The organism is Microbacterium fluvii (assembly GCF_025515205.1).
In the GTDB taxonomy this organism is placed as follows: domain Bacteria; phylum Actinomycetota; class Actinomycetes; order Actinomycetales; family Microbacteriaceae; genus Microbacterium; species Microbacterium fluvii.
In genome coordinates, this window is sequence record NZ_JAOPFX010000001.1 from 196,075 (window position 1) to 220,230 (window position 24,156).

Below are 24,156 nucleotides of genomic sequence, written 5' to 3' on the forward strand. Positions count from 1 at the left end.
GCGCAGAGCCCTTCGCGAGTAGCGTGGAAGTGACGCCCGAAGAAGGGAACGGCCATGAGCGAGAACACCATCATCGTCGGAATGACCTCGGCGCCGGCGGCCCGCAGAGCCGCAGACTGGGCCGTCGAGCGAGCGCGCGAGCGCGGTCAGCGTGTGGAGTTGATCGGCGTCGTGGGCGGCGCCGTCGGCAGCGTGGGCGAAGCGCGCTTCGTCGAGCAGGTGACCGGCAGCACGCAGCACGCCCTCGAAGCCGAGGCGGCGCGGCACGCCGACAGCGGTGTGGCGGTGACCGCCCGCGTCGAGGTGGGCGACCCCGTGCGCACGCTGCTGGAGGCCTCCAAGAACGCGGCGCTGCTGGTGATCGGCAGCGACTATCGCGGCCCGGGCGACGGCCCGGCGCGCGGTGCCCACGGCATCCGCATCGCCGCGGGAGCGGAATGCCCCGTGGTCGTCGTGCCCGATGTCGACCTCGGCGCGCGCCGAGGAGTGGTCGTGGGCGTCGACGGATCGCCGGTGTCGGCGGCCGCCGTGGCGTTCGCCGCCGCCGAGGCCGATCGCCTCGGCGAGCCGCTGATCGCGGTGAGCGTGTGGACGCCCCTGGAGGCGCCGCGGCATTCGGGGCTCGTGTATCCGGCCGAGTATCTGGCCAACATGCAGACCTCCACCGAAGAGACGCAGGCCGTCGCCCTGGCCGGGCTCGCGACCCAGTACCCCGACCTCGAGGTCGTGCACCGGGTCGAGCGCGGCTATCCGTCGCAGGTGATCAACGAGATCGCCGGCGATGCGCGCCTCACGGTGATGGGCTCGCGCGGGCACGGTGCGTTCCTGCGGTTCCTGCTCGGCTCGATCAGCCAAGAGGTGCTCACGCGGCTGGCGACGGTCACCGCGATCGTCCGATAGCCCCGCGCCCCCTCCCCATCCCTCACACCCCTCCACATCCCCGCGACTTGGCACCTGTTGCCGCTGCGGGCCCCCAGCGAGCGGCAACAGGTGTCAAGTCGCGGGATAGCGTGGGCGCATGGATCTGCAACTCGACTCCCGCGTCGTGCTCGTCGTCGGCGCCACCGGTTACATCGGCTCGGCGATCGCGGGGCGTCTCGCCGACGAGGGTGCGATCGTGGTCGGCGCCTCGCGCAGCGGCGACGCCGATCTGACGATCGACGGAACGGATGCGGCATCCGTCGCCGCCGGCATCGCTGCGGTGCTCGCCGAGCACGGTCGCATCGACGGGGTCGTCGTGACGGCGGCGCCGAGCCTCGGCACGCTCGACCCGGCGCTGAGCTCCGATCCCGAGCAGGTGCTCGCGGCCGTCGACGGCAAGGCGATGAGCTTTCTGCGCATCGCGAGTGCGGCGCTGCCCGCGATGCGCGACCGCGGCTACGGGCGCATCGTGGGCATCAGCGGGCAGAACGCCTATTTCACCGGCAGCATCACGGGGTCGATCCGCAATGCGGCGCTCAACATCGCCGCCAAGAACCTCGCCGACGCGCATGCCGGCACCGGCATCACCGTCAACACCGTCAATCCCGGTCACGTGCGCGACGAGCCGACCTCGACGGTGAAGCCGGCCGGGGCGGGCGACTCGAGCCCCGACCAGATCGCCGATCTCGTCGCCTTTCTCGTGTCGCCGCGGGCGGCGGCGATCTCGGGCGAGGCGATCGCCGTCGGTCATCGCGTGCGGGGCATCGCGAGCTTCTGAGCGTCAGTGCCCGGCGGTGCGCAGCCGAGGCAGAATCTCCGCGCCGTAGAAGCGAAGGAAGGTCTCTTGATCCTGCCCCGGGTCATGGAAGACCAGATGACGGAACCCCATGCGTGCGTAGGTGAGGATCGCCTCGACATGCTCGTCCACATCGGTCGAGACGATGAACCGCGAGGCGGCTCGTTCGATCGGAAGCGCGTCCGCACGTCGCTGCATCTCGCGAGGGTCGTCGAGTCCCGTTTTCTCTTCCGGGCTCAGCGCCAGGGCGGCCCAGAATCGCGTCTTCTGCATCGCCGCGATCCGATCGGCGGCGAAAGAGACCTTCACTTCGATGAGGGTGTCGACGTCTTGCGGTCGCCGTCCTGCGCTGCCGAGGCCGGTCGCCAACGCCGGCAGAAGGGTGTCGGTATAGAGTTCCCGGGCCTTGCCCGATGTCGTGATGAAACCGTCGGCAATCCGCCCCGCGAGCCTTGTCGCGGCGGGCCCGGAGGCACCGATGTAGATCGGCACGCGTTTCGCGGGCAGATCGAAGATCGTCGCGTTCTTCGTCGAATAGAACGCTCCGTCGAAGGTGACCCGTTCACCACTCCAGAGGGCGTCGATGAGCTGGAGCGACTCCTTCAGACGCTGGAAGCGTTCGGGCGGTGCCGGCCATTCCAGGCCGAGAGTCACTTCGTTGAGTGCTTCGCCGGTTCCCGTTCCCAAGATGATGCGCCCGGGGAACATGGATCCGAGCGTCGCGAACGCCTGTGCGATCACGCCGGGGTGATACCGGAAAGTGGGGGTGAGGACCGACGTGCCCAGCGTGACGTGTTGGGTTCGGGCTGCTGCTGCGCCGAGCCACGGCAATGCGGCAGGTGCGTGGCCGCCTTCGTGCCGCCACGGTTGCAGATGGTCGGAGATGAATACGGAGTCGAACCCCACATCTTCGGCGAGCACGGTGAACTTGAGGAGTTCGGTCGGAGTGAACTGCTCGGCCGAGGCCTTGTACCCCAGCCGAAGACCACCGGTCACGCGCGACCCGACGCGCGCCAGATCAGCGGGAGAGAGGCTGCCGCGATCAGCCACTTGATGGCTCCGCCGAGGAGGAAAGGTGTGACACCGGCCGCGACGATGGTGTCCAGGTCGTGAGCCATCCCCAGATGCGCGAGGACGAACGCCATATAGGGCAGGCCGAACACGAACGGCACGATGCTCGCCCCGAGGAAGCCGAGGAAGGCGAGGCCCGGATGACGGTCCCACTTGCGTTCCGAGAGCCAGCCCACGAGGGCCGCCGCGAAGACGAAGCCCACGATGAATCCGAAACTGGGTTTGAAGATCGCAGCGGGCCCTCCCGTGAACGATGCGAACACCGGCAGGCCGGCGAGTCCCGCGACTGCGTAGGTGAGCAGAGCGAGCGCGCCACGACGGGCGCCCAGCGCCGCCCCGACGAGCAGCACCGCCAGGGTCTGTCCCGTCACAGGCACTGGCCACAACGGCACGCTGATCTGTGCGAACAAGGCCACCACGCCCGCACCGCCGGCGACGAGTCCGGCATCGGTCGCGAGTGATCGGCGGCCGACGAGGGCGTCGGCAAGCGTCGACGGACCAGAAGACGAAGTGATGTGCGCTGTGGTCACGCTCGAGCCTTTCGTAAAGAACCGTAACTGTTGATAAAAGTAACAATAACGACTTCACGTCCACTGCGAAAGGGGCAGCTCGCGAACCCAGGCCGAGAGAGCGTCGGAGAGGAGGCGGGGATGACTCAGCATGATGTGATGGCCGGCGCCGGGGATGAGGGTCGCACGCTCGGTCTGGGCGAACAGCTCGATCGCCGCGTCGGCCTGCTCCGCGGAGAGCATTCCATGCTCGCCGCGGACGAGACGGATGGGACACGGCGCGGGTCCTAGGGGCTCCGTCGCGCGTTCTGCGGAGAACACTCGGGGGTCGACCTTCCACTGATATCCCGCCCCCGTCGAGCGGATCGATTGGGACGCGACTCGCTCGACCAGCGTCGGGATGAGTCCGCCTTCGTCTGGCATGGGTCGGAACCGCGTGACGGCCTCGCTGGACGTTGCCATAGTGACGAGCGGAGAGGATGCGCGCGCCTGCAGGCGCCGAGTGCGATCGCGTGGGAGCGGGTGAAGAGGGGAGTCGACCACGATGCAGCCGCGCAGGCGGGCGCCGTGCGAGCGTGCGGCGGTGAGGGCGACGAGCCCGCCCAGGCTGTGGCCGATCAGAATCGCTGGTCGTCTGTCTGCTGTTGCTATGGACATTGCCTCGTTCGCCCATGTCTGGATCGAGTACGAGGAGTGCCGACCGCTGTCTCCGTGCCCTGAAAGGTCGATCGCGATCACTTCATGGTCGACGCTCAACGCGGGTGCGACGGAGTCCCACCATCCGCTGTGGGCGGCCATGCCGTGGATCAGGACGATCTTCGGGAGATCCGGATCGCCCCACGTGCGCAGGGCGATCTCGACTCTGCCGACGCGCTGACGGGAATGGTGCGGTGTCTGTGCCAGCGTGTGAGTGATCCACGTCGTCTGTGAAGGGTTCAGCGGTGAAGTCGGCATCGTCGCACCTGAGTCAATCTGTTGATAAAAACAACTGTATAGACATCGGACCATTTAGCGGTATAACAGTTATAGGTTGGTGTACTCACGCTGACGACAACGGTGTCGAGATCCCTCGCTGGAGCGCGGGATGGAACGGAGTCCTCATGATCTCTTTCAAGCGCGTTCGTGCCGCGGGAGGTGTCGCCGCGCTCGCGCTGGCGGTCACCGCGCTCGTGGGGTGCAGCTCTTCGGAGGCCGCGCCACCGAGCGATGAGGTCGGCGCCGACGAGGTGCTGCCGATTCGCGTCGGGTACAGCCAGGGTCCGTCGACGCTGCCGATCATCATCGCCGAGAAGAACGGCATCTTCGCCGATCACGGTCTCGACTTCACCGGGACGATCGTGACCCCGGGCCCGACCGCGATGCAGGGGCTGGGCAAGCAGTACGACGTACTGCAGACCTCGACGCAGGCCGTCTTCGAGGCGGCTGACCAAGGGTTGGACATCGCGTTCGTGACCGGGATGGGCAACTCCACGACTGAGCTGCCGGCGTTCCCCGTTTACGTCGGTGACGCATCGATCAGCACGTGGGGAGATCTAGGCGGCAAGGTCTTCGGGGTCCCTTCGCTCACCGGGTTCGCCACGACGACCGCGCTCTTCCTCGCGGAGAAGGAGGGCGCCGATCCTGCATCGATCGAGACACCCGTCGTCCCATGGGACACTCAGGCGGATCAGCTTGCCGCCGGGCAAGTGGATGCCGTCTGGACTGTCATTCCCTACAGCTTCCTCATGAACTCAAAGGGGTTCACTCTGCTTGGCGACCCGACTCTGCAGGCCACGGGTGTCGACGAACTCGTCGCCAGTGTGACGGCGGCGCCAGGGGACTTCGCAGAGAAGAACCCTGAGACGCTCAGCCGCTTCAAGGCTGCGCTGGAGGAGGCGGCGCAGTGGGTCGCCGACAACGAAGACGAGGCCAAGCAGGTGGTCGTCGATGTGCTCGGCCTGCCCGAGCAGCTCATTATGTCCAACCCCATGCAGAGCTACAAGATCGACCTGGCTCCCGCCGACCTCGAGCCCATGTTCGTCGTCTACGACCAGCTCGACATGCTCCAAGACCTTCCCGAGCTCGACGAGCTGTTCGCGAAGTTCTGACCCGCCGCCGGCCGCCTGCCCCTGCAGGCGGCCGGCTCGCTCACGAAAGGGAGATCCGGAATGACTCTGCCGGACCAGTTCAGCGATCCAGCGCCCGCGACCGCCGAGCCCGCGATGATGTACGACCTGCGCGCCGTCGATGTCGACCTCGAGGTCGCGTCGGGCACACTGCCGATCCTCCGCGATGTCTCACTTTCCGTGCGGCCGGGCGAGATCGTCGCGATCGTCGGCCGCTCCGGTACCGGCAAGACCACCCTTCTTCGGGTACTCGGAGGGCTCCTCCGTCCCACGAGGGGGGAGGCGCTCGTCAAGGGCCGACCGCTCACCGCGCCGCCGGCCGAAGCGGTGACGATCTTCCAGGACTACGGCAATGCGCTTCTTCCCTGGCGGACCGTCGAGCGCAATGTGGAACTGGGCCTCGAGAGACGGATGCCTCGTTCCGAGGTGAGGCAGCGCGCCGCGCAGGCGATCGAGATGGTCGGCCTTACCGCGCGGCGGGGCGAGTACCCGTGGCGCCTGTCGGGGGGAATGCAGCAGCGTGTCCAGATCGCCCGTGCCCTCGCGATGCGGCCTCAAGTGCTGCTCATGGATGAGCCCTTCGGGGCCCTGGATGCGTTCACGAAGGCATCCTTGCAGGATCAACTGCTCGAACTGCAGGCTGCGACCGGCTCGTCGATCGTACTGATCACGCACGATATGGAAGAGGCGGTCTACCTCTCGGACCGGGTCTTCGTGATCGCTGGCGCCCCGGGAACCATCACGCTGGAGCTGGCCGTGGATCTCCCGCGCCCGAGAGTGCAGCTCGCCACGCGAGAGCTTCCCGCGTTCCTCGCGGCTCGCCATCGTCTCAGCGATGAACTGCACGAGACGGCGCCGTGAGCGTTCCGCTGCTTCGTCGCATCAACGTGCCAGCGCTGGCCGTGGCGCTCGCGATTCTGCTGGTGTGGCAGCTCTCGGTCGAGAGCGGCCTGATCGACTTCGAATACCTGCCGTCGCCCACCGAGGTGTGGCAGGGATTCCTCGAGATCCTCGCCCGCGGGCAGCTCGTGCCGGCGATATCGCACACACTCGGCGTCACCGCCGCCTCGGCCGCCGTCGCCATCGTCATCGGCGTCGTCCTCGGTGCGGCCGTCGGGCTCTTCCGGGGCTTCCGCACCTACACGATGGCCTCATTCAATGTCCTGCGCACACTGCCGATCGTTGCCCTCATGCCCGTCGCGTTGATGATCTGGGGTCCCACGGGGGAGGCCGAGTTCTATATCGCCACCTTCTCGTCGATCTGGCCGGTGCTGCTGAGTACGGCCTCCGGCGTGCGCAACGTCCACCCCCGGCTCACCGAGGTCGCACGCAGCCTCCGGTTCTCGCGCCCCGACTTCTACGGCAAGATCCTTCTGCCCGCCTCGCTGCCCTCGATCCTGGTGGGCGCCAGGCTGGCAGTGGTTCATGCCTTGGTGGTGGTGGTCGTCGCTGAGGTCATCGTCAACCCCGCCGGCCTCGGCGGGGCCCTTCTGCACGCGCAGAGCGCTCTGCAGCCGGGGCAGGTGTGGGCATGGGTCATCATCAGCGGCATCATCGGCTACCTGCTGAACGTCGCCCTGGTCGCGATGGTGCGCTACGGCGTGCCGGGCGGCAATCTCAGCACCGGCGCACTGCGGAAGGCGGGCCGCTCATGACCGCATCCACCGAAACCATCATCGCCGTCGCCAAGCGCCGTCGTGCGCGTCGCGGGCGCGATGTCGTGCTTGCCCCGGTCAAGGCAGTCCGGGGTCTGCTTCTGCTGATCATCCCCCTCGTGGTCTGGCAGCTCGTGGGTGATCCGGAGTCGTTCTCGTTCCCCCCGCCATCGTCGTGGTGGGACGCGCTGGTGGTGCTCTACGAGGACGGCTCGCTCATGCGCGCGCTCGCGGTGACCGCCACGACATTCACGATCGGACTCCTGCTGGCACTTCTTCTCGGAGTGCTCGCCGGAATAGTGATCGGCTCGGTGCCGATCGTCGACCGAGCGCTGAGTCCACTGATCGACTTCATCCGCTCCATGCCACCTCCCGCGATTGTTCCCGCCATCGGGCTGATCGTCGGATCGGGGCTCGGGTCATCGATCGTCATCGTCGTCATCGCGGTGATGTGGCCGATCCTGCTGAACACCGTGGTCGGAGTGCGGTCCATCCCGCAGGTGCGCCGCGACACAGCGCGCACGCTTGCATTGAGTCCGGACGCGCGATTGCTCAAGGTGACGATCCCCTCCCTCGCCCCATACGTCATGTCGGGCCTGCGCATTGCGGTATCGATGACCCTGATCGTCACGCTGTTCACCGACATCCTCGGCAGTGGTCAGGGGCTTGGGCGACTCCTGCAGGAGATGCAGCACTTCTTCCGCGCCGACGCGGTGTGGGGTCTGCTGGTCTTCATCGGCGCACTCGGATATCTCATCAATCTTGCATTCGATCTCATCCAGCGAATCGTGTTCCGTCGATGGCCGGAGACGCTCAGGCCAGATGCGTGACTTCTGCTATAGTTAAGAATTAGAACAGTTAGGATAAGCACATGTTGAATGGCGAGGGATACCGCGCATCGCTGGATGACGGGCGCAGCGTGTACATCCGCGGCGAGCGCATCGAGAACATGGCGCGCTACGCTCCTGTCGCCGCGACCATCGACAGGATCGCGCGGACCTACGACCGCGGCTACGATCCCGCGCCGGGCGCGACCAACCCGCTGCTAGCCGCCCCCCGGTCGGCCGAGGAGTTCCGCGAACGCCTCGCCCAACTGCACGGCGAAGATCTGATGCTGCACGTCACTTATCAGTCCCTCATGGCACTACTGACGGCGGCGGGCCGCATCGAGCAGGACTTCCCGGAGGGTGCCGCGCGCGTGCGGGCGTATGTCGAGGACTGCCGACGCCGCGACGTACGAATGGTGCAGTGCATCACCGACTCGAAGGGAGACCGGTCGAGGTCGGCTGGTGCTCAGACGGATCCCGATCAATACCTCCACGTCGTGGAGCGGCGTGACGACGGAGTCGTCATCCGCGGTGCGAAGCTGCATATCAGCGGCGCCGCGATCGCGCACGAGCTCATGGTGATGCCCACGAAGCGGATGAAGCCGGGTGAGGAGGAGTATGCCGTCGCCTGCGGCGTTGCGGTGAATACACCGGGCGTCAAGATCGTCTCGACGATGCCGGATCAGCCGGGCGACGCTGATCCGCGTGAGTTCCCACTGAGCTGGGATCGCGTCCTGCCCGAAGCTCTCATCGTCTTCGACGATGTCTTCGTTCCCAACGAGCGCATCTTCCTCGATGGCCATGTCGCAAGTTCCGCTGCGTTCGCTCACAGTCTGGGGCTGTGGGAGCGGCTCTCGGCCACCGGCGGCCAGGTGCGGCGTGCCGAGCAGGCCGTCGGTCTGGCACAGCTGATCGCCGAAGCGAACGGAACGGAGCGCATCCCCCATATCCGCGACAAGGTCAACGACCTCGTGCTGCACGCGACCCTGCTCAGGGCGACATTCGATGCTGCGCTGGTGAAGTCGCGCGAGGACTCGGACGGCATCCTGATTCCGGACGAGCTGAACACGAACGCGGCGAAGGTGCTCGCCGGCGAGGGTTGGGCGGCGGTCGTCGCACGGCTGGTCGACATCGCCGGAGGATCGACGATGACCGCGCCGTCGCCGTTGGATTTCGACCACCCCGATGTCGCGGAGCATCTCGACAAGTACATGTCTGGCGTCGATGGCATATCCGGCATCTATCGCGCGCGACTGTTCCACCTGATCAAGAACATGACCGCCGACGGTTTCGGCGGTTGGCTCAACGTCACCACGATTCACGCCGGCGGTGGCCTCTATGCGCAGCGACTCGTCATGCGCAAGCACTTCGACATGGATTCGGCCAAGGCGACGGCCCTGGCGCTGCTCGGCGGTGTGAACCCGGTCCAGGCGGAGCGCGCTGGCGCGCCGGCCGGAGGAATCGCCAGGTGAGCGAGCGAGACAGCCGCGGAATCGAAGAGCGTCGCCGCCGCATCCGCGAAGACATGGGCGGCAGCGAACGCATCGACGCGCTGCGGGCGCGCGGTCGTCTCACCGCACGGGAGGCGATCGATGCTCTGCTCGACGAGGACTCTTTCCGTGAGTGGGGTACGTTCGTCGTCTCTCGCATCCGCGGCGACTGGGATCGCACGCCCGCGGACGGCAAGATCGTCGGCTTCGGCACGGTGAGCGGCCGCCCCGTGGCGATCGCCGCGGATGATGTCACGGTCAAACGCGGCGCCTCCGGATCTATGGGCGGGCGCAAGAAGGCGCGCATCATGCAGCAGGCACTGCGTGCACGCATACCCCTCGTGCTCTTCGGAGAGAGCGCGGGCGCCCGCATTCCCGACACACTCGGTGCGGAGGATGCGGCGGAGTTCGCGATCGACACGGCACCGTCGATGCGGGGTCGCGCCATACCGATGATCTCGGTGATCGCGGGAGATTCGTTCGGGGGGTCGTCGTTCGCGGCCGCGCAGTCCGACCTCGTCGTCCAGGTCGAAGGGTCATGCATTGCCGTGACTTCGCCCCGTCTGATCGAGGTCGCGACCGGCGAGAAGATCACCGGAGAGGCGCTGGGCGGCAGCGAGGTCCACGCACGGCGCACGGGACAGGTCGATGTCGTCGTGGCAGATGAGTCGACCGGACTGTCGGCCGTTGGAGAGTTCCTCTCCTATCTTCCGCAGCACAGTGCGGAACTCCCCCCGCGTGTCGCCTCGAGCCCGCCGCTGGTGGATCGAGAGCTCGTGTCGATCGTCCCGGCCCGTGCGCAGCGTGCCTACGACATGCGCGTGCTGCTGCAGCGAGTGGTCGACGAGGGTCGCATCTTCGAGCTGAAGCGAGACTTCGGCTCCTCGGTGATCACGGCACTCGCGCGGCTGGGCGGACACTCCGTGGGTGTCATCGCCAGCCAGCCGATGCAGCAGGCGGGGGCTCTCGACCACGATGCCTGCGACAAGATCACGCGCTTCATCTGCATGTGCGAGGCCTTCAACGTCCCGCTCGTGTTCCTCCAGGACGTGCCCGGATTCATGGTGGGATCCGCCGTGGAGCACGAACGGCTCCTTTCGAAGGTCATCAAGCTGCAGCAGGCGCTGGCCCTCTCGACGATGCCCAAGTTCACCGTCGTCGTGCGAAAGGGGTTCGGGCTGGCCTACCTCGCCCTCGGTGGCGCCCCCGAGATCGTTGACGGGCTCTACGCGTGGTCGAGTGCCCAGATCGGTTTCATGGAGCGCAAGGCCGGCGCCCAGGTACTCCACGGCAGCGACCTCTCGGGCTTGAGCGGCGCCGAGCGCGCCGGGCTTCTGGATGCAGCCTCTGCCGGGGTCGAGGCGGAGTTCGACGCATGGGGGCCTGCGCGTCGCATGCGCATCGACGAGGTGATCGACCCGAGCGAGACGCGCGAGGTTCTGATCTCCGACCTCGATCGTCATGCCGATCGAGAGGTTCTGGACGATCGGGAACGGCCGCTCACCCACTGGCCGATGTGGTGACCGAAAAACTCTGACGGACGAATGGAGACGGAGACAGTGACGATGGAGTCCTACCGCGAAGTGCTCGCACACGGGTCACGACGCTATGGAACGCGGGTGGCCCTGAGAGATGCGACATCGTCGTACACCTACCCCGAACTGGAGCACGCCGCCGAAGCGCTCGCGAGGGGCCTGCGGGGTCTCGGAATGGCGCAGGGGGCGAGGTGTGCGTGGCTCAGTCCGAACACGGCCAAATACCTGCCGACGTTCTTTGCGACGGCGCGGGCAGGCCTCATGATCAGTCCGCTCAACTTCTGGCTGGCGGAGTCCGAGCTGCGCAGTCAGATGGAGACGCTTGCGGCAGACTGCGTCTTGACCACCGCGGATCGCATCTCCTCCTTCGAGCCGACCCTCGACGACCTGAACGTCACGCACCGCATCGTGCTCGACAGCGAAGAGCCCATCGCGGAGTGGGTGCCCTGGCGGGAGTTGTTCTCTCGCGAGGGCGACCTGCCCGACATCGATCCCGATCTCCCCCACGAGATCATCTTCACGAGTGGCACGACGGGTCAATCCAAGGGCGTGGTGCACTCGCAGCGCCAGCGCGTCACGGAGTCCAAGGTCGTCATCGATCTCATCCCGCATCCCGAGCAAGCCCACGTGCTGCGGGGATCGCCCCAGTTCCACATCGGCGGGATCATCGGCCCGTTGCAGACCCTGCTTCAGGGCGGCATGACCACCATCTACAAGTTCAACCCTCGCCAACACGCCGAGTTCGTCGGCGGAGGCGTCGACTATGTCTCGGGAGTCCCCGCCCAATACGCGATAGTGGCGGAGTCGGGCGCGCTCGACGGTGTGGACGTGTCGCATGTGAAGGCGTGCTCGGTAGGTGGCAACGGCGCCTCGGTGAGCAGCTTCCAGAGGATTCTCGACCAGTACCCGAACGCCGAACTCGTGCACTTCTACGGATCCACCGAGTCCGGACTGGTCACGGCGATCCACGGCGACGATTTCCTCGCTCATCTGCGATCGGTCGGTCGAGTCGCGCCGGGCGTCGACCTGCGAATCGTCGGCGACGACGGGCGAGAGGTGTCCGACGGCGCAGTCGGAGAAGTCGTCGTGCGGTCCCCTTACGTCATGCGCGAATACTTCGGTCGGCCTGAGCTGACCGCTCAAGCTCTGGACGACGATGGCTACCTGCGCATGGGGGATCTCGGTCGCCTCGAAGACGGATATCTCTACATCGTCGGCCGCAAGAAGGACATGATCATCTCCGGAGGGGAGAACGTCTACCCGAAGGAGGTGGAAGACGTCATCGAAGGCCACCCTGACATGCTCGAGGCGGCGGTGATCGGTGTGCCGGACGACGTCTTCGAAGAGCGTGCGATCGCGTACGTGATCGCCGATCCGCGTTTCAACGACAGCCACGAGACGCGTGAGCAGCTGCGGGGCCACGTGCGGTCGGTCTTGGCCGGCTACAAGGTTCCCGCCGAGTTCCGCTTCGTCGACGACCTCCCGCGCAACGCGCTGGGCAAGGTCGATAAGGTCGCCCTGCGTCGCGAGTACCAGCCATGAGCGCATCACCCGGCTGGCGCCCCGAGGTCGACGAGCTCCACCGGCGTCGCAGACGCGCGCTGGGCATGGGCGGTCCCGACGCCCTTGCGCGACAGCACGGAAAGGGCAAGCTGGATGCCCGAGAGCGGATCGCTCGCATGGTCGACTCCGGCACGTTCCGCGAGGTGGGGGTGCTCACCGGCACGGACGGCGATGACGGCTTCCTCCCCTCGAACATCGTGGTGGGTACGGGGCGCGTGGGCGGGCGTCGCGTGGTGGTGGAAAGTGACGATTTCACGGTTCGTGCGGGCACTCCCGAGCAGGCGGCGGGCGAGAAGCGCACGTATATCGAGACGTACGCGAAGACGATGCGGTTGCCGATCGTGAGGTTCGTCGATCAGGCCGGGGCGAGCCTTCGCATGATCCAGGAGACCGGCTACACCAAGATCCCGTCGAACCCGCTCTGGGATTGGCTCGACATCCTCTCGGAGATCCCTGTCGTTGCGATCGCCAGCGGTCCGGCACCGGGCATGGGGGTATGGCGTGTCGCAGCGAGCCACTTCAGCGTGCAGGTTCGGGGAATCGGCCAGGTGTTCGCGGCGGGGCCGCCCATCGTCGCAGCCGGGATGGGCCAGACCGTCACTGCGGAGGAGCTCGGCGGTGCTCAGGTCCATGCCGAGTACAGCGGTGTCGTCGACAATGTCGCCGACACCGAAGACGAAGCGATGGAACAGGCGCGGCGCTTCTTGTCGTACCTCCCACAGAACGCCTATCGTCTGCCGGAGCGGATCGACTGCCATGATCCCGTCGATCGGGCCGACGAGAGCCTGGTGGATGCCATCCCTCGCAACCCGCGTCGTGTCTACGACGCTCGCGCCGTCATCGCCTCGATCTTCGACGAGTCGAGCGTGTTCGAGATCGGTCCCGGCTGGGGCCGGTCGCTGGTCACGGGCTTTGCGAGGCTCGACGGGTATGCGGTGGGCTTCTTCGCAAACGACGGGCGGTTCTTCGGGGGAGGCATGGACGACCTCGCCGCCGAGAAGTTCGCGCGACACGTGGACCTGTGCGACACGTTCCACCTGCCGATCGTGAATCTCGTCGACCAGCCGGGCACAGTGATCGGTGTGGAGCATGAGCGTCGAGGCACAGCTCGCAAAGGGCTTCGTGCGCTCGCGGCCGTCGAGCAGTCGTCGGTGCCGTGGTGCAGTGTCGTGCTGCGCCGGCTCTTCGGACTCGGAGGCGCCACATACGGACCCTGGCGCCGCCTGAACACACGCATCGCATGGCCGTCCGCCCGCTGGGGATCGATGCCGATCGAGGGCGGAGTCGATGCTTTGTTCCGCCGCGAGATCGAGGCCGCCGACGACCCGGCCGCACGCCGAGGCGAACTCGAGGCGCACTTCGCCGCCATGGGCTCTCCTCAAAAGACCGCCGAGAAGTTCGGCATCAACGATGTGATCGACCCGCGCGAGACGCGCGGCTTCTTGTGCGACTGGGTACTCGACGCGTACGGCGTGCTCGAAGCCGGCGTGCGTCGGCGCGGGATGCGCCCATGAGAGAGCGGAGCCTGAAAATGGAACTGAGATCAGACATGACGGCCGTCGTCCTGTCCGTCGAGCACGGGGTGGGCGACCGCGTGAGCGCAGGCGACGAGGTGATCGTGCTCGAGTCGATGAAGATGGAGATCCCGATCGTCGCGGAGGCTGACGGTGTTGTCGCGCAGGTGCTCGTCTCGGCTGGCACGACGGTGAACGCACGGGATCTGCTCGCCGTGATCGACAGGGACTGACGATCGTGTTCTCGAGAGTTCTCATCGCCAATCGCGGCGAGATCGTGGTGCGGATCGCGCGCACACTTCGCGCGCTGGGCATCGAGTCGATCGGTGTCTACGGCGCCGATGACGCGGACGCCGTGCACGTCCGTGCGGTGGATCGTGCTGTCGCACTGGGTGGTTCGGTGCTGAATGAGACCTATCTGAGTCCCGACGCGCTCGTGGCAGCGGCCACGAGCAGCGGAGCAGAGGCGGTCCATCCCGGATATGGCTTCTTGGCGGAGTCGGCGGAGTTCGCCGAGGCCTGCGCAGAAGCCGGTCTGGTGTTCATCGGGCCGCCGGCGGACGTGATCCGTCGGATGGGCTCGAAGACGCAGGCGCGCCGAACGATGCGCGCAGCCGGTGTGCCCGTCGTACCGGGGAGCACCGAGGCGATCCGCGACACCGCGCACCTTCATGCCGTCGCGAGCGCCGTCGGCTTTCCGCTGGTGTTGAAGGCCAGCAACGGCGGAGGCGGCAAGGGGTTTCGCATCGTGCGCGACGAGTCTGAGCTCGATAGATCGTGGGAGCGGGCCTCGGCCGAAGCACTGCGTTACTTCGGCGACGACGCGGTGTACATCGAGAGGCTCGTCGAAGACGCTCGCCACGTTGAGGTGCAGATCCTCGCCGACGCGCACGGGACGACCGTGCACCTGCTGGACCGGGACTGCTCGGTGCAGCGGCGGCAGCAGAAGCTCGTCGAGGAGGCACCCGCCCCCACGGTCGACGCCGAGCTTCGCGAACGCATCTGCCGTGTCGCCGTGGATGCCGCCACGGCGGTCGGCTATCGGTCGCTGGGTACGGTCGAAGGCCTCCTGGCAGGCGAGGACTTCTACTTTCTCGAGATGAACACCCGAATCCAGGTAGAGCATCCCGTCACCGAGATGATCACCGGACGAGACCTCGTGGCCGACCAGATCCGCGTCGCCGCAGGAGAGCCGCTGGGGTTCACCCAAGCAGACATCGTCGCCCGTGGTCACGCCATCGAGTGCCGCATCAACGCAGAGGACGCATCGCGCGGCTTCTTGCCTTCGCCGGGGACCGTCATGACTTTCGACGTGCCCGAGGGCGAGGGAGTGCGCGTGGACAGCGGGGTCGAGCCGGGAAGCGTCGTCAGTCCCCGCTACGACTCGCTCATCGCGAAGCTCATCGTGTGGGGCGAAGACCGAGAGCAGGCCACGCGACGCATGCTGCGAGCCCTGGACGAGCTGCATATCGAAGGACCTTCAACCCTCGTTCCTTTCCATCGCAGGCTGCTCTCGAGCCGGCAGTGGGCGGCGGCGGAGACCTGCGCCGATCTGGTCACGGACCCGCTCTGGCTGAAGGAGGTCGCGCTCCCCGCGAAGCTCTGAGTCAGCTCTTCTGCGTCACTCCGATGGAACGCGACTCGGCAACCCGGATGAGCAGTCCGAGCAGGTGCTCTCGTTCGTCTGTGGAGAGTGCCCCGAGAAGCTCGTCCTCGTACGCCTGGGTCAGGGGCTCGATCGCATGGAGCGCGGCCCGTCCCTCGGCGGTGATCACGACGTCGTATGCTCGACGGTCCGCTCCGTTGCGCGCTCGCCGCACGTAGCCCTTCGATTCGAGGTCATCGATCAGGAGCACCATCGCGCTGCGGTGAACGGCGATCAGATCGCTGAGCGTCTGCTGACTTGCGCCGTGCTCCGACTCGTCGAGGTAGGAGAGGATCGCCGACTGGCGAGGATGCAGACCTGTACTGGACATGACGTCTTTGAGTTCGCGTACGACCGTGTTACCCAGTTGGGCCAGAAGCGGGAGGCTCCTATGCGCCGGGTCGCGGCGAGAGGTCATGCTCGTGAGTCTAGTGGAGCGGCTCGCTTCACATCGCGTGCGGGGCATCGCGAGCTTCTGAGCCGCGGAGTATCCTCTCAGCCAGCATCGGGCTTCTGGGGGGAGGCGCCGACATGGTGTTCGACGCTCGGCGGGCAGTGCGCGCACTGCTGGGGATGGTCGTCGTCGCGGCGCTGTGCGCGGCGTGCAGCGATGACGGCGGTGGCGGAGGAGGGGGCTCGGGCCCCGATGCCGGATGCCCTGCCGAATGGCCTTCGCAGTCGAACCTCGCGGGATCGGGTCCGGAGGCCGAGTACCTCGACGACCTGAGAGTGTGCGTCGACCCCGACGACCCCACCTCCGCATGGCTCTCGAATGAGTCCGGCGTGGTGTGGAACTTCCAGACCGCCGACCTGAGCGCTGCGGCCGAGCTCTATGGCGACACGGACGAGTCGAGCATTTTCCGAGAGGGCGTGCAGCAGTTCATGCCGGGCATTCGGTACTACTTCATGGCGCCGGGCGAGTCGACGGTGTTCGGCGCCGACACTGCCGACGGCACGCGCTCCATCCGGTGGTTCATCGACTCCGACCTCACGGCGGCCTGGCTCGCGCAGGAGGTCGTGGTCGACAAGCTCGAGACGCTCGAGCAGTCCGCGGTGACCACGGTGCTCGGCGCCGGCAGCGCCGCCCGCCGCGCGGTGCTCAGCTGCGGATTCGCCGCCGGCACGAGCGCCGAGGCGATCGCGGGCGTCGAGAGCGGCTCCGACGCGTTCTTCGCGGCCTTCGCAGTGGTGGGCAGTTCACCCGTGTGCGTCAAGGACTGGTCGGCGGCTCGCATCGAAGCCGGAGCGACGAAGATCCCCACCCTGGAAGAAGGGGTCATCACGGTCGCACGCTACGCCGACAACGTCACGACCGCCCAGAAGGTGCTCTCGTTCCTGCAGCGCGCCTGCAGCGCCCTGTGCCATTGACCGACGCCCCCCGCCCCCCGCACCTCTATACTCGGACCAATCTGCGCGGCACTGTGGCGGCGCCCGAGCAGAGGAGGCGGCATGTCTGATCCGCACGACGCGCGCGCCGTGGCGATCGCCGATGCGCTCGACGATGCACCTCTGCAGACGGCGGATGCGGCATCCTCCGCCCGCACGGCGGCATGGGTGCTCGTGGCCTACCTCACGGCCCTCGCTCTCATCGCGTTCTGGCCGGTTCCGGTCGATCGTGACGCTGCGGGCCTCGTGCACGCGATTCTGCGGGCGATTCCCGGGCTGAGTTATCCGGCGCTCGAGTTCACGGCGAACATCGTGCTGTTCGTGCCGTTCGGGGTGCTGCTCACGCTCGCCGCTCCCCATCGTCGCGGGCTCGTGATGCCGATCGCCCTGGCGACGACGCTCGTGATCGAGACGGGTCAGGCGCTGCTGCTGGTGCAGCGCACTCCGAGCGTGCTCGACATCATCGCGAACGTCACCGGGGCTGCGATCGGCCTCGGCGCGGTGGTGCTGGTCGAGCGGCTGCGCGCTCGCCGCTGAGCGCGACACCCCTCGCGGCGACGCCGCAGACCTGCTATCTCTGAACCCAGGCGACGCCGCCTGTTCGGCTGTGGGATCGGGGGATCCATGGTCCAGATGCTCGCTGACCCGCCCTGGAGCGGGCCGGTCGATCCGCCGCGCGCGACCTATCTGCAGCGTCTCACGATCCCGCTGCTGCTGACCATCGGGGTCGCCGCGCTCATCGCGATGCTCGAGGTCGATCGCCTGCTCGGCTCCTTCGTCGTGACCGGCGCGGGCGATCGGGCGGGGCAGGCGGCGACTCTCGCCGATGCGACGGGGTTCGCGGCATGGACGAGCCAGGACGTCTGGCAGACGTGGGCGGCCGCGGCGGGCGCCGGTGAGGGCGTCGGCGCACAGATCGCGACGCTCATCCACATCTACGTCGCGCTCGACACGCTGTTCCTGGTCACCTACGTGCCGCTGCTGGTGATGCTCGTGTGGCGATCGTCCGCGGCGGGAGTGGGCGTCGCGCTCCTCGCCCTCGCGGAGCTGTTCGAGAGCGGCGCGATCCTCCTCGCGGCCGGCTCGCCCGTCGACCCTTTCGTGACGGGGACCGTCGCCGTGGCCGCCTACGTCAAGTGGGGCGCGGTCGTGTTCATCGTGGCAGCGGCAATGGCTGCGTCCGCGGCAAGACGCGCGATCTGGCTGCGGCTGCGCCGGGCGGTCGCGGCGGTGCGCGTGCACGCGCTGGCACTCGTGTTCGTGATCGTGCTCGGCATGCTGACCCTCGTGTCGCGCTCGGGCATCTTCGATCAGCTTCCCGATGTGCAGAGGGAGTGGGCCGGTACGAACGGCATCGCGTACGCGCCGCTGCTGTGGGCCGGTTTCGCCGTCTTCGTCGCGGCCTTCTCGTTCTGGCTGCTGGGCAGGCGCCGCTCCGAGATCGCGCGCCGCGAGCGGTGGGACGGGCTGCCCGAAGCGTCGCCGGCCTGGTGGGTCGCTCTTCCCTTCGGCGCGCTGTGCCTCGTGATCGTCGCGGCGGTCGCCGCCGGCGGGCGCGAGAGTGCGGTGTGGATGCTGCCGCTCATGCTCTTCGTGACCTTCGTCGTCGCGATGGCCGCAGATCGCGCGGCGGTGTGGTGGTCGAAGCATCGCGTCGCCTCGGTGTTCGCGTGGCTCTTCGTCGGTCTGGCACTGTGGCTCGTGATCTGGCTGGCGGTGCAGGTGGGAGGGCCGGTCACCGACTTCGGGCCGATCATCCTGCTCGGCTCGACGTCGCTCGTCGTGCTCGTGCTCTCGCTGGTGATGGTGTGGGTGAGCATGCACCGCCCAGGGCCGGGCATCCTGGCGGAGCAGGAGGCGCCTCGCTACGCGGGAGGCGCCTCGGCGGCACGCACGATCTGGCTGACCGGTGACGCGATCTGGGTGTTCACGCTCGTGCTCGTGCCGTGGGGGCTCATCCGCTCGTTCACCTCGCCGGTGCTCGCCTACGCGATCGGGGTGGTCGACGACGACCCCAACGCGATTCCTGCTCAGACTCTGCTGGCGCTGGGCGTCGGCCTGACGATACTGGGGCCTCCGGTCGCGGTGGGGCTGGTGTGGGCGTTCGACCGGTTCGTGCTCACCGCGACGGCGCGCGAAGGCTGGCGCGCCTTCTTCGATCCGCGGATGCCGAGTGCACCGCACCCGCTGGTGAGCCTCATCACCGACGTGGCGGCGGTCGCCGTGGGCATCGGCATCGTCGGGTTCGCGACGCTCGAGCCCGAGCTGTTCGCGAGCGCGGGGCCGGTGGCGGCGACGGTGCTGCTGCTGACCGGCTGGCTGTGTCTGCTGGGCGGGGTGATCCTGTCGCTGCAGCGGCACAAGCCGATGCCGATCTTCCGCGCGTTCGGACTCAAGGCCACTCCCGTGCTCGTGCTGACCCTGGCCTGCGGGGTGATCACCTCGCTGTTCCTCACCGACGCACGAGTGCATGCGGTGCGGGTGGCAGAGACCGCCACGCCGGCATCCGACGTCGTCGGCTCGACCGACTCCGCCGATGCGCGGTTCACCGCTGCTCTGGAGGAGCGGTTCACGCAGTGGCAGGAGTCGGCCCAGACGTGCACGGTGACCAGCGGCGCGACGCAGACAGAGATCACGCCTCTCGTGCTCGTGGCCGCGGCGGGCGGCGGAGGCCGCGCCGCCTATTGGACGGTCGCCTCGCTCGACGCCTTCCGCGCCGTCACCGGCGGGCAGGTCGACGGCGAATGGACGACCGGCGCCAGGGCCGGCTGCCTGAGCAACGCGCTGTTCGCGGCCAGCGGCATCAGCGGCGGCAGCGTGGGGCTCGTGATGGATCAGGTGAGCGAGAGCCCACTGGAACAGACCGACGATCTCATCAGCCCCGATCCGCTCGCACGCGTGGTCACCGGGCTGTTGGCCGGCGACCTTGTGGCCGGCTATACCGGTGTGCGCGTGCCGACCATCGATGAGAGATGGACCGACCGAGCGGGATTGCTCGAGACGGGGTGGGAGAACGCCACGGTCACGGGCACCGTCGAGTCGCCGCTGGCTTCTGCCTACACGCGCACCCCCGACGATGACGAAGGCGCGCAGCATCCGTTCCTCTTGATCAACTCGGCCGATGCGGTGTCGGGCTGCCGCGTGACGGTCGTGCAGCTCGACGTCGATGCGCCGGCGACGGCACCGGGCGCGGGCCAGCTCGCTGAGACCGACTGCGGCCGGCAAGACACCGGGGCCGCCTACACGGTGGCCTTCGACGACATGTGGCCGGGCTGCAGCGAGCGGCTCAACTGGTCGACCGTCGCCCTGCTGTCGGCGCGCTTTCCGTATGTGACCCCGGGCGGACGCATGCCGGTGCCCGACGATGCGGGCTGCGACGAAGGCCGCACGGCGCAGCTGGTCGACGGGGGATACAGCGAAGACACCGGGCTCGCGAGCCTCGCCGACCTGCTGCCCGAGCTGAGCGACCTCATCGTCGAGCACAACGCCGGCCCCGGGCCCGACGTGGTGCCGTACGTGCTCTTCTTGAAGAACGACCTGGGCTTCGAGCTCAGCCCCGAGGTCAAGCAGGCGGCGGCCGAAGCGGTGGTGCCGCTGACGGGACTCGATGCGCGCGCGCAGCAGAATCGCGAGGCGGCGTGGCTGCAGCGCATCGCCGATCAGCTCGAAGAGGTGCCGGCCGATTCGGATATCGGCCCTCGCATCGTCGTGATGTCGCCGAACACCGTGCCGACCGTGTCGCCGCCGCTGGGGTGGACGCTGTCGAAGTTCAGCCGCAACGCCCTCGACCAGGCCGTGCAGGACCAACTCGACGGCCGGTGCGTGTCGGGTCAGTACCTCTGCATCGACGACTTCATCGGCAGCTTCACCGGGTGAGACCCTCGGACCCGACCACCGCGACGGCGGCGAGCGAGTGCGCGTCGGCGAGCTCGCCGGCGGCGACCATGCGCGAAAGCTCGACGGCCGGCACCCAGCGGGCCTCGAGCACTTCGCCGTCGGTGTCGCCCGCGGTCAGGTCGTCGACGTCGCACACGACGACCCGCACCTCGCCGGGCAGAAGGGTCGAGTCGGTCACGTAGCTGCCGGCGACGCGGGCGGCCGAGGCGGTGAGTCCGGTCTCTTCTCGGAGCTCCCGGCGGGCCTCGGCGGCAGCGTCCGCCGAGGTGCCGAAGCCGCGCGGCAGCTCCCACAGCTCGCGCCCGACCGCGGGGCGCCACGAGCGCACGAGCAGCACCTGGCCCGCGTGCCGGGCGTAGATGACCACGCCCGGATGCTGCGCCCGCACCCGCAGCGCATGCCCCGTGTAGCTGAGGCCGCTCGGCAGGGTGACCGGGCCGCGCCACAGTTCGAGCGGCACCTCGCCGCCGGAGGAGTAGACGAGTTCGCTGTCGGGCGCGCCGGGGCCGGGGGTCGGGGTCGCGGTCATGAATCCTCCTGCACCTGGATCGACAGCAGCGGCACCTTCTCGCGCCGCAGCGTCTGAAACAGCAATCCGATCGCCGAGTAGGGGATGGTGGCGACAGCAGAGACGGCGAAGATCGCCCACGCGAAGCCCAGCGCCTCGAGCCCGTCGGCGAAGCCGGGCACGATGAGGGCGATCGCGATGCCGGCGATCGCGAGGCGCATGACCGCGTCGACGAGCGCTCGCCACAGCTTCGGGCTCTGCCCGGTCTGCGTGACCGCGTAGGTGAGCGCGCGCATCCGCCACCACGAAGCGCCCGTGCGCAGTCGGCGGCGATGGGGTGCCGTGTTCGAGCGGATCATGCCGAACAGGGGAGCGGCGGCATCCGTCGCGGTCTCGACGAGGGTCGGCGACACCGACAGTCGGCGGCGGCCCCTGGCCGCTTCGCGCTCGAGCCCGTCGTCGTGGTCGTCGACCGCGTCGAAGCGCAGCCAGTCGGCGTCGAGCGCCTGCGCGATGGCGATGTTGTAGACGGTCGACCACCATGCGGCCACGCGAGCGATGTGCCGATCGAGCGGATGCTGCTGCGCCGCCTCGGCGACGGCCGCGGTCGCGACGCTTCGGCGCTGCTCGCCGCGCAGCGAGTCGAGCAGTGCGGCGGCGGCCGGGGTGAGCGCGGCGACCCACTCGGCGTCGGGAGCCGAGAATGCCGGGAGCGGCCGGTATTGCGTGGTCGGCACTCGTCCCTCGAGCGCGAGCCAGGCGTCCCAGTGGCGTGCGGCGTGCGCGTCGGTGACGCGCGGGGTGAGCTGCCAGTCGAAGGCGGGATTGTCGCGCTTGGCGGCGAGGGATGCGGCCAGCGACTCGTGCGAAGTCACGACCTCGATCGGCAGCGCCGACGAGTGCACCCCGAGCGCCTGCGCGAGTGCGTCGGGCGGCATGTGGGCGAAGTAGACGCCGTCGAACAGCATCGAGTCGGTCACGGTGATGCGGTCTGCCAGCAGCAGAGCCGTGCGCACGATGCCGGTGAGTTCGTGCACCGCCGCCTCGACCGACGGGGCCTTGTCGAAGCGCGCCGCCTGCTGCACGCTGTCGAGCTCGAGCACCAGCACGCGCGACTTGATCGTGGGCGCGGGTCGACGTCGCCACGGCAGAGGGCTCATGCCGTGATCCTACGGGGCGGGTGGGAGCGGGGCGGGTGGGAGCGGGGCGGCTGGGAGAGGGGCGGGTGGGAGAGGGGCGGGTGGGAGCGTGGCGGTGCCGCGTGACGGTGATCACGGTAGACCGGGCGACCGGGGAGTGCCGATGGCCGGGCAGACACCCCTCGCAGCCTGAGCGCGGTGCGTTCAGGCTGCGAAGCTGTAGCGTTTTCGGCCGCCGAGTCGCGGGGTCTGTTGTGGGTCGATCCAGACCGGTGGGGTGAACCAGACTTCGGCGTCGATGCCGGTGCCTGTGATGCGGATCTCCCACCCGGAGTCGTGGATCTGGTGGTGGCAGCTGTCGCAGAGCAGGACGCCTTCGTTGAGGTTGGTGTTGCCGTGGTCTCTGGTCCACCAGTTGATGTGGTGGGCGTGGGTGTGGGTGAGGGGGGCTCCGCATTTGGCGCAGCCGCCGTCGCGTTCGGCGAGGGCGAGGCGTTGGGTGCGGGTGAACAGTCTCTTGCGGCGTCCCCAATCCAGGATCTCGCTGTCACCGCCGAGCACGCAGGGGATGATCCCGCCGGCGGCGGCCATCCGGCGGGCGGTGGACACCGAGATCGGAGCGGACAGCCCGTCGATGGTGGCGCTGCCGGTGCCGTTCTGCAGGTCGTCGAGGGTGAGTCGTACGACGACGGTGGCGCCGCCGGTGGGGAGGTTCTTGTCGTCGCAGTCCAGCAGATGCGCGCACACCTGGGCGAGGGCGTCGAGTTGCATCTGCGGGATGCTGCGCCGCACCGCATCCGGCTCCCCGGCGCCCAGCCCGACCCCGGCGCCCAGCCCGGCTGCGCCGCCCGCCTGTTCGTGGTCGCGGGCGGCCCTCAGCTCGGCTCCGACGAGAGCTTCGATGACGGCCTTGATGGGGGCGGCGTGTTCGGGGTCGGCCTTCCCGCTGAAAACCAGCATCCCGGTGCGGTCCTCGTGCAGGTGCAGGTACCGGTCGGCGCGGAGTTGTTCTTCGCGGGGTGCGACGCCGTCGGGGTCGAGCCACGCTTCGGCGCGCAGCAGCACCCGGTTCAGATCGTTCAACGTGAGCCCGGGCGCCTGCTCGACCAGGGTCTGCTCGGCCTGCGCGATCGCCGCAGCCCCTGCCCGGATCGCGACCCGATCCAGCAGCGAGATGATCGCCGCCGCAGCCGGTGCCCCGATCCGCCCGGCCGCGAGCGCCTCGGCGACCTGCGGGTGCTTCGCCGGCCCGGCAACCCCCGACAGCTGCATCCTGGGGGCGGTGCCTTCGCCGACCTGCACGATCCGCACCGCATCCCCGATCGTGGTGCCGGTGGTCGCGGCGATCAGGGTGGTCGCGTTGCGGAACCCCTGCTTCTTCGCCAACGAGTCCGACCCCAACTCCGGCCGCGACTGCCGCGCCAGCTCCGCCGCGACCGGGGCCTGCGCCGCGTCGGTCTTGCGGCGGATCTGACCCAGCAGATCGGTCAACTGCATCAACGTCGCCGCATCCATCCCCGCGCACCCGCCCGCCGACAGCGCGTCGGCACGCAGCGCGAGGGCCGCGATATCAGCGAGAGGAGTGGTCATACATT

The 24,156-nt window shown here is 68.2% G+C and carries 22 protein-coding genes; 15 read left to right on the plus strand and 7 right to left on the minus strand.

The features are described from left to right. Positions 1-54 precede the first annotated feature (54 nt). Positions 55-900: a universal stress protein gene (locus tag OAW74_RS00940; protein ID WP_262872453.1), complete on the plus strand. Its 846-nt coding sequence runs from the start codon at positions 55-57 to the stop codon at positions 898-900. A gap of 118 nt (positions 901-1,018) precedes the next feature. Then, on the plus strand, positions 1,019-1,699 hold the full coding sequence (locus OAW74_RS00945) for an SDR family NAD(P)-dependent oxidoreductase (RefSeq protein WP_262872454.1): 681 nt from the start codon (positions 1,019-1,021) through the stop codon (positions 1,697-1,699). 3 nt (positions 1,700-1,702) lie between these two features. On the opposite strand, the gene fgd is transcribed toward OAW74_RS00945, so the two are convergent. Genes fgd through OAW74_RS00960 form a run of 3 tightly spaced genes read right to left on the minus strand, consistent with a single transcriptional unit; the run spans position 1,703 to position 4,251 of the window. Then, positions 1,703-2,713 (minus strand): glucose-6-phosphate dehydrogenase (coenzyme-F420), encoded by a 1,011-nt coding sequence (gene fgd, locus OAW74_RS00950; protein ID WP_262873895.1) that lies wholly within the window; start codon positions 2,711-2,713, stop codon positions 1,703-1,705. Beyond that, a complete protein-coding gene (locus tag OAW74_RS00955) occupies positions 2,710-3,318 on the minus strand; it encodes a biotin transporter BioY (RefSeq protein WP_262872455.1) in 609 nt (202 codons plus the stop codon). The genes fgd and OAW74_RS00955 overlap by 4 nt, the downstream gene beginning before the upstream one ends. A gap of 54 nt (positions 3,319-3,372) precedes the next feature. Then, complete coding sequence (locus tag OAW74_RS00960; protein WP_262872456.1) at positions 3,373-4,251, minus strand: alpha/beta fold hydrolase; 879 nt, start codon at positions 4,249-4,251, stop codon at positions 3,373-3,375. A gap of 146 nt (positions 4,252-4,397) precedes the next feature. On the opposite strand from OAW74_RS00960, the gene OAW74_RS00965 reads away from it, so the two are divergent. The 10 genes from OAW74_RS00965 to OAW74_RS01010 all read left to right on the plus strand — a co-directional run bounded on the left by OAW74_RS00965 (position 4,398) and on the right by OAW74_RS01010 (position 15,592). Further along, positions 4,398-5,384: an ABC transporter substrate-binding protein gene (locus OAW74_RS00965; RefSeq protein WP_262872457.1), complete on the plus strand. Its 987-nt coding sequence runs from the start codon at positions 4,398-4,400 to the stop codon at positions 5,382-5,384. A gap of 60 nt (positions 5,385-5,444) precedes the next feature. Continuing rightward, a complete protein-coding gene (locus OAW74_RS00970; RefSeq protein WP_262872458.1) occupies positions 5,445-6,263 on the plus strand; it encodes an ABC transporter ATP-binding protein in 819 nt (272 codons plus the stop codon). Next, complete coding sequence (locus OAW74_RS00975) at positions 6,260-7,057, plus strand: ABC transporter permease (RefSeq protein ID WP_262872459.1); 798 nt, start codon at positions 6,260-6,262, stop codon at positions 7,055-7,057. Before OAW74_RS00970 ends, OAW74_RS00975 begins: the two co-directional genes overlap by 4 nt. A gap of 218 nt (positions 7,058-7,275) precedes the next feature. Beyond that, positions 7,276-7,887 (plus strand): ABC transporter permease, encoded by a 612-nt coding sequence (locus tag OAW74_RS00980; RefSeq protein ID WP_262873896.1) that lies wholly within the window; start codon positions 7,276-7,278, stop codon positions 7,885-7,887. 41 nt (positions 7,888-7,928) lie between these two features. Then, entirely contained in the window at positions 7,929-9,356 is a 1,428-nt protein-coding gene (locus tag OAW74_RS00985) for a 4-hydroxyphenylacetate 3-hydroxylase N-terminal domain-containing protein (protein WP_262872461.1), read from the plus strand. After that, positions 9,353-10,897 (plus strand): acyl-CoA carboxylase subunit beta, encoded by a 1,545-nt coding sequence (locus OAW74_RS00990; RefSeq protein WP_262872462.1) that lies wholly within the window; start codon positions 9,353-9,355, stop codon positions 10,895-10,897. The genes OAW74_RS00985 and OAW74_RS00990 overlap by 4 nt, the downstream gene beginning before the upstream one ends. A gap of 42 nt (positions 10,898-10,939) precedes the next feature. Next, positions 10,940-12,451, plus strand: a complete 1,512-nt coding sequence (locus OAW74_RS00995) for a class I adenylate-forming enzyme family protein (RefSeq protein WP_262873897.1) — start codon at positions 10,940-10,942, stop codon at positions 12,449-12,451. Positions 12,452-12,516: 65 nt separating this feature from the next. Further along, positions 12,517-13,986 (plus strand): acyl-CoA carboxylase subunit beta, encoded by a 1,470-nt coding sequence (locus OAW74_RS01000; protein ID WP_262872463.1) that lies wholly within the window; start codon positions 12,517-12,519, stop codon positions 13,984-13,986. A 35-nt stretch (positions 13,987-14,021) separates the two neighbouring features. Continuing rightward, positions 14,022-14,219 (plus strand): biotin/lipoyl-containing protein, encoded by a 198-nt coding sequence (locus OAW74_RS01005; RefSeq protein WP_262872464.1) that lies wholly within the window; start codon positions 14,022-14,024, stop codon positions 14,217-14,219. Between the two features lie 5 nt (positions 14,220-14,224). Next, a complete protein-coding gene (locus OAW74_RS01010; protein ID WP_262872465.1) occupies positions 14,225-15,592 on the plus strand; it encodes an acetyl-CoA carboxylase biotin carboxylase subunit in 1,368 nt (455 codons plus the stop codon). Position 15,593: 1 nt separating this feature from the next. On the opposite strand, the gene OAW74_RS01015 is transcribed toward OAW74_RS01010, so the two are convergent. Then, on the minus strand, positions 15,594-16,049 hold the full coding sequence (locus OAW74_RS01015) for a MarR family winged helix-turn-helix transcriptional regulator (RefSeq protein ID WP_262872466.1): 456 nt from the start codon (positions 16,047-16,049) through the stop codon (positions 15,594-15,596). Between the two features lie 113 nt (positions 16,050-16,162). Between OAW74_RS01015 and OAW74_RS01020 the strand changes: the two genes are divergently transcribed. From OAW74_RS01020 to OAW74_RS01030, 3 genes are all read left to right on the plus strand, one after another. Continuing rightward, positions 16,163-16,999, plus strand: coding sequence for a hypothetical protein (locus tag OAW74_RS01020; RefSeq protein ID WP_262872467.1), 837 nt, complete (start codon positions 16,163-16,165; stop codon positions 16,997-16,999). An 81-nt stretch (positions 17,000-17,080) separates the two neighbouring features. After that, a complete protein-coding gene (locus OAW74_RS01025; protein ID WP_262872468.1) occupies positions 17,081-17,554 on the plus strand; it encodes a VanZ family protein in 474 nt (157 codons plus the stop codon). Positions 17,555-17,641: 87 nt separating this feature from the next. Further along, positions 17,642-20,893 (plus strand): hypothetical protein, encoded by a 3,252-nt coding sequence (locus OAW74_RS01030; protein ID WP_262872469.1) that lies wholly within the window; start codon positions 17,642-17,644, stop codon positions 20,891-20,893. Here the strand turns inward: OAW74_RS01030 and OAW74_RS01035 are convergent. The 3 genes from OAW74_RS01035 to OAW74_RS01045 form a co-directional block, all read right to left on the minus strand. Next, a complete protein-coding gene (locus OAW74_RS01035; RefSeq protein WP_262872470.1) occupies positions 20,883-21,443 on the minus strand; it encodes an NUDIX domain-containing protein in 561 nt (186 codons plus the stop codon). The genes OAW74_RS01030 and OAW74_RS01035 overlap by 11 nt on opposite strands. Next, positions 21,440-22,582, minus strand: coding sequence for a hypothetical protein (locus OAW74_RS01040; RefSeq protein ID WP_262872471.1), 1,143 nt, complete (start codon positions 22,580-22,582; stop codon positions 21,440-21,442). Before OAW74_RS01040 ends, OAW74_RS01035 begins: the two co-directional genes overlap by 4 nt. Positions 22,583-22,765: 183 nt before the next feature. Continuing rightward, positions 22,766-24,151, minus strand: coding sequence for an HNH endonuclease signature motif containing protein (locus OAW74_RS01045; protein ID WP_262872472.1), 1,386 nt, complete (start codon positions 24,149-24,151; stop codon positions 22,766-22,768). Positions 24,152-24,156 lie beyond the last annotated feature (5 nt).

Excerpts from the sequence above, each read along its gene's own strand:
- OAW74_RS00940 (WP_262872453.1), top strand. The coding sequence starts at position 55 with ATGAGCGAGAACACCATCATCGTCGGAATGACCTCGGCGCCGGCGGCC.
- OAW74_RS00945 (WP_262872454.1), top strand. The coding sequence starts at position 1,019 with ATGGATCTGCAACTCGACTCCCGCGTCGTGCTCGTCGTCGGCGCCACC.
- OAW74_RS00960 (WP_262872456.1), bottom strand. The coding sequence starts at position 4,251 with ATGCCGACTTCACCGCTGAACCCTTCACAGACGACGTGGATCACTCAC.
- OAW74_RS00965 (WP_262872457.1), top strand. The coding sequence starts at position 4,398 with ATGATCTCTTTCAAGCGCGTTCGTGCCGCGGGAGGTGTCGCCGCGCTC.
- OAW74_RS00970 (WP_262872458.1), top strand. The coding sequence starts at position 5,445 with ATGACTCTGCCGGACCAGTTCAGCGATCCAGCGCCCGCGACCGCCGAG.
- OAW74_RS00980 (WP_262873896.1), top strand. The coding sequence starts at position 7,276 with ATGCGCGCGCTCGCGGTGACCGCCACGACATTCACGATCGGACTCCTG.
- OAW74_RS00985 (WP_262872461.1), top strand. The coding sequence starts at position 7,929 with ATGTTGAATGGCGAGGGATACCGCGCATCGCTGGATGACGGGCGCAGC.
- OAW74_RS00995 (WP_262873897.1), top strand. The coding sequence starts at position 10,940 with ATGGAGTCCTACCGCGAAGTGCTCGCACACGGGTCACGACGCTATGGA.
- OAW74_RS01000 (WP_262872463.1), top strand. The coding sequence starts at position 12,517 with ATGGGCGGTCCCGACGCCCTTGCGCGACAGCACGGAAAGGGCAAGCTG.
- OAW74_RS01005 (WP_262872464.1), top strand. The coding sequence starts at position 14,022 with ATGACGGCCGTCGTCCTGTCCGTCGAGCACGGGGTGGGCGACCGCGTG.
- OAW74_RS01015 (WP_262872466.1), bottom strand. The coding sequence starts at position 16,049 with ATGACCTCTCGCCGCGACCCGGCGCATAGGAGCCTCCCGCTTCTGGCC.
- OAW74_RS01020 (WP_262872467.1), top strand. The coding sequence starts at position 16,163 with ATGGTGTTCGACGCTCGGCGGGCAGTGCGCGCACTGCTGGGGATGGTC.
- OAW74_RS01025 (WP_262872468.1), top strand. The coding sequence starts at position 17,081 with ATGTCTGATCCGCACGACGCGCGCGCCGTGGCGATCGCCGATGCGCTC.
- OAW74_RS01030 (WP_262872469.1), top strand. The coding sequence starts at position 17,642 with ATGGTCCAGATGCTCGCTGACCCGCCCTGGAGCGGGCCGGTCGATCCG.
- OAW74_RS01035 (WP_262872470.1), bottom strand. The coding sequence starts at position 21,443 with ATGACCGCGACCCCGACCCCCGGCCCCGGCGCGCCCGACAGCGAACTC.
- OAW74_RS01040 (WP_262872471.1), bottom strand. The coding sequence starts at position 22,582 with ATGAGCCCTCTGCCGTGGCGACGTCGACCCGCGCCCACGATCAAGTCG.
- OAW74_RS01045 (WP_262872472.1), bottom strand. The coding sequence starts at position 24,151 with ATGACCACTCCTCTCGCTGATATCGCGGCCCTCGCGCTGCGTGCCGAC.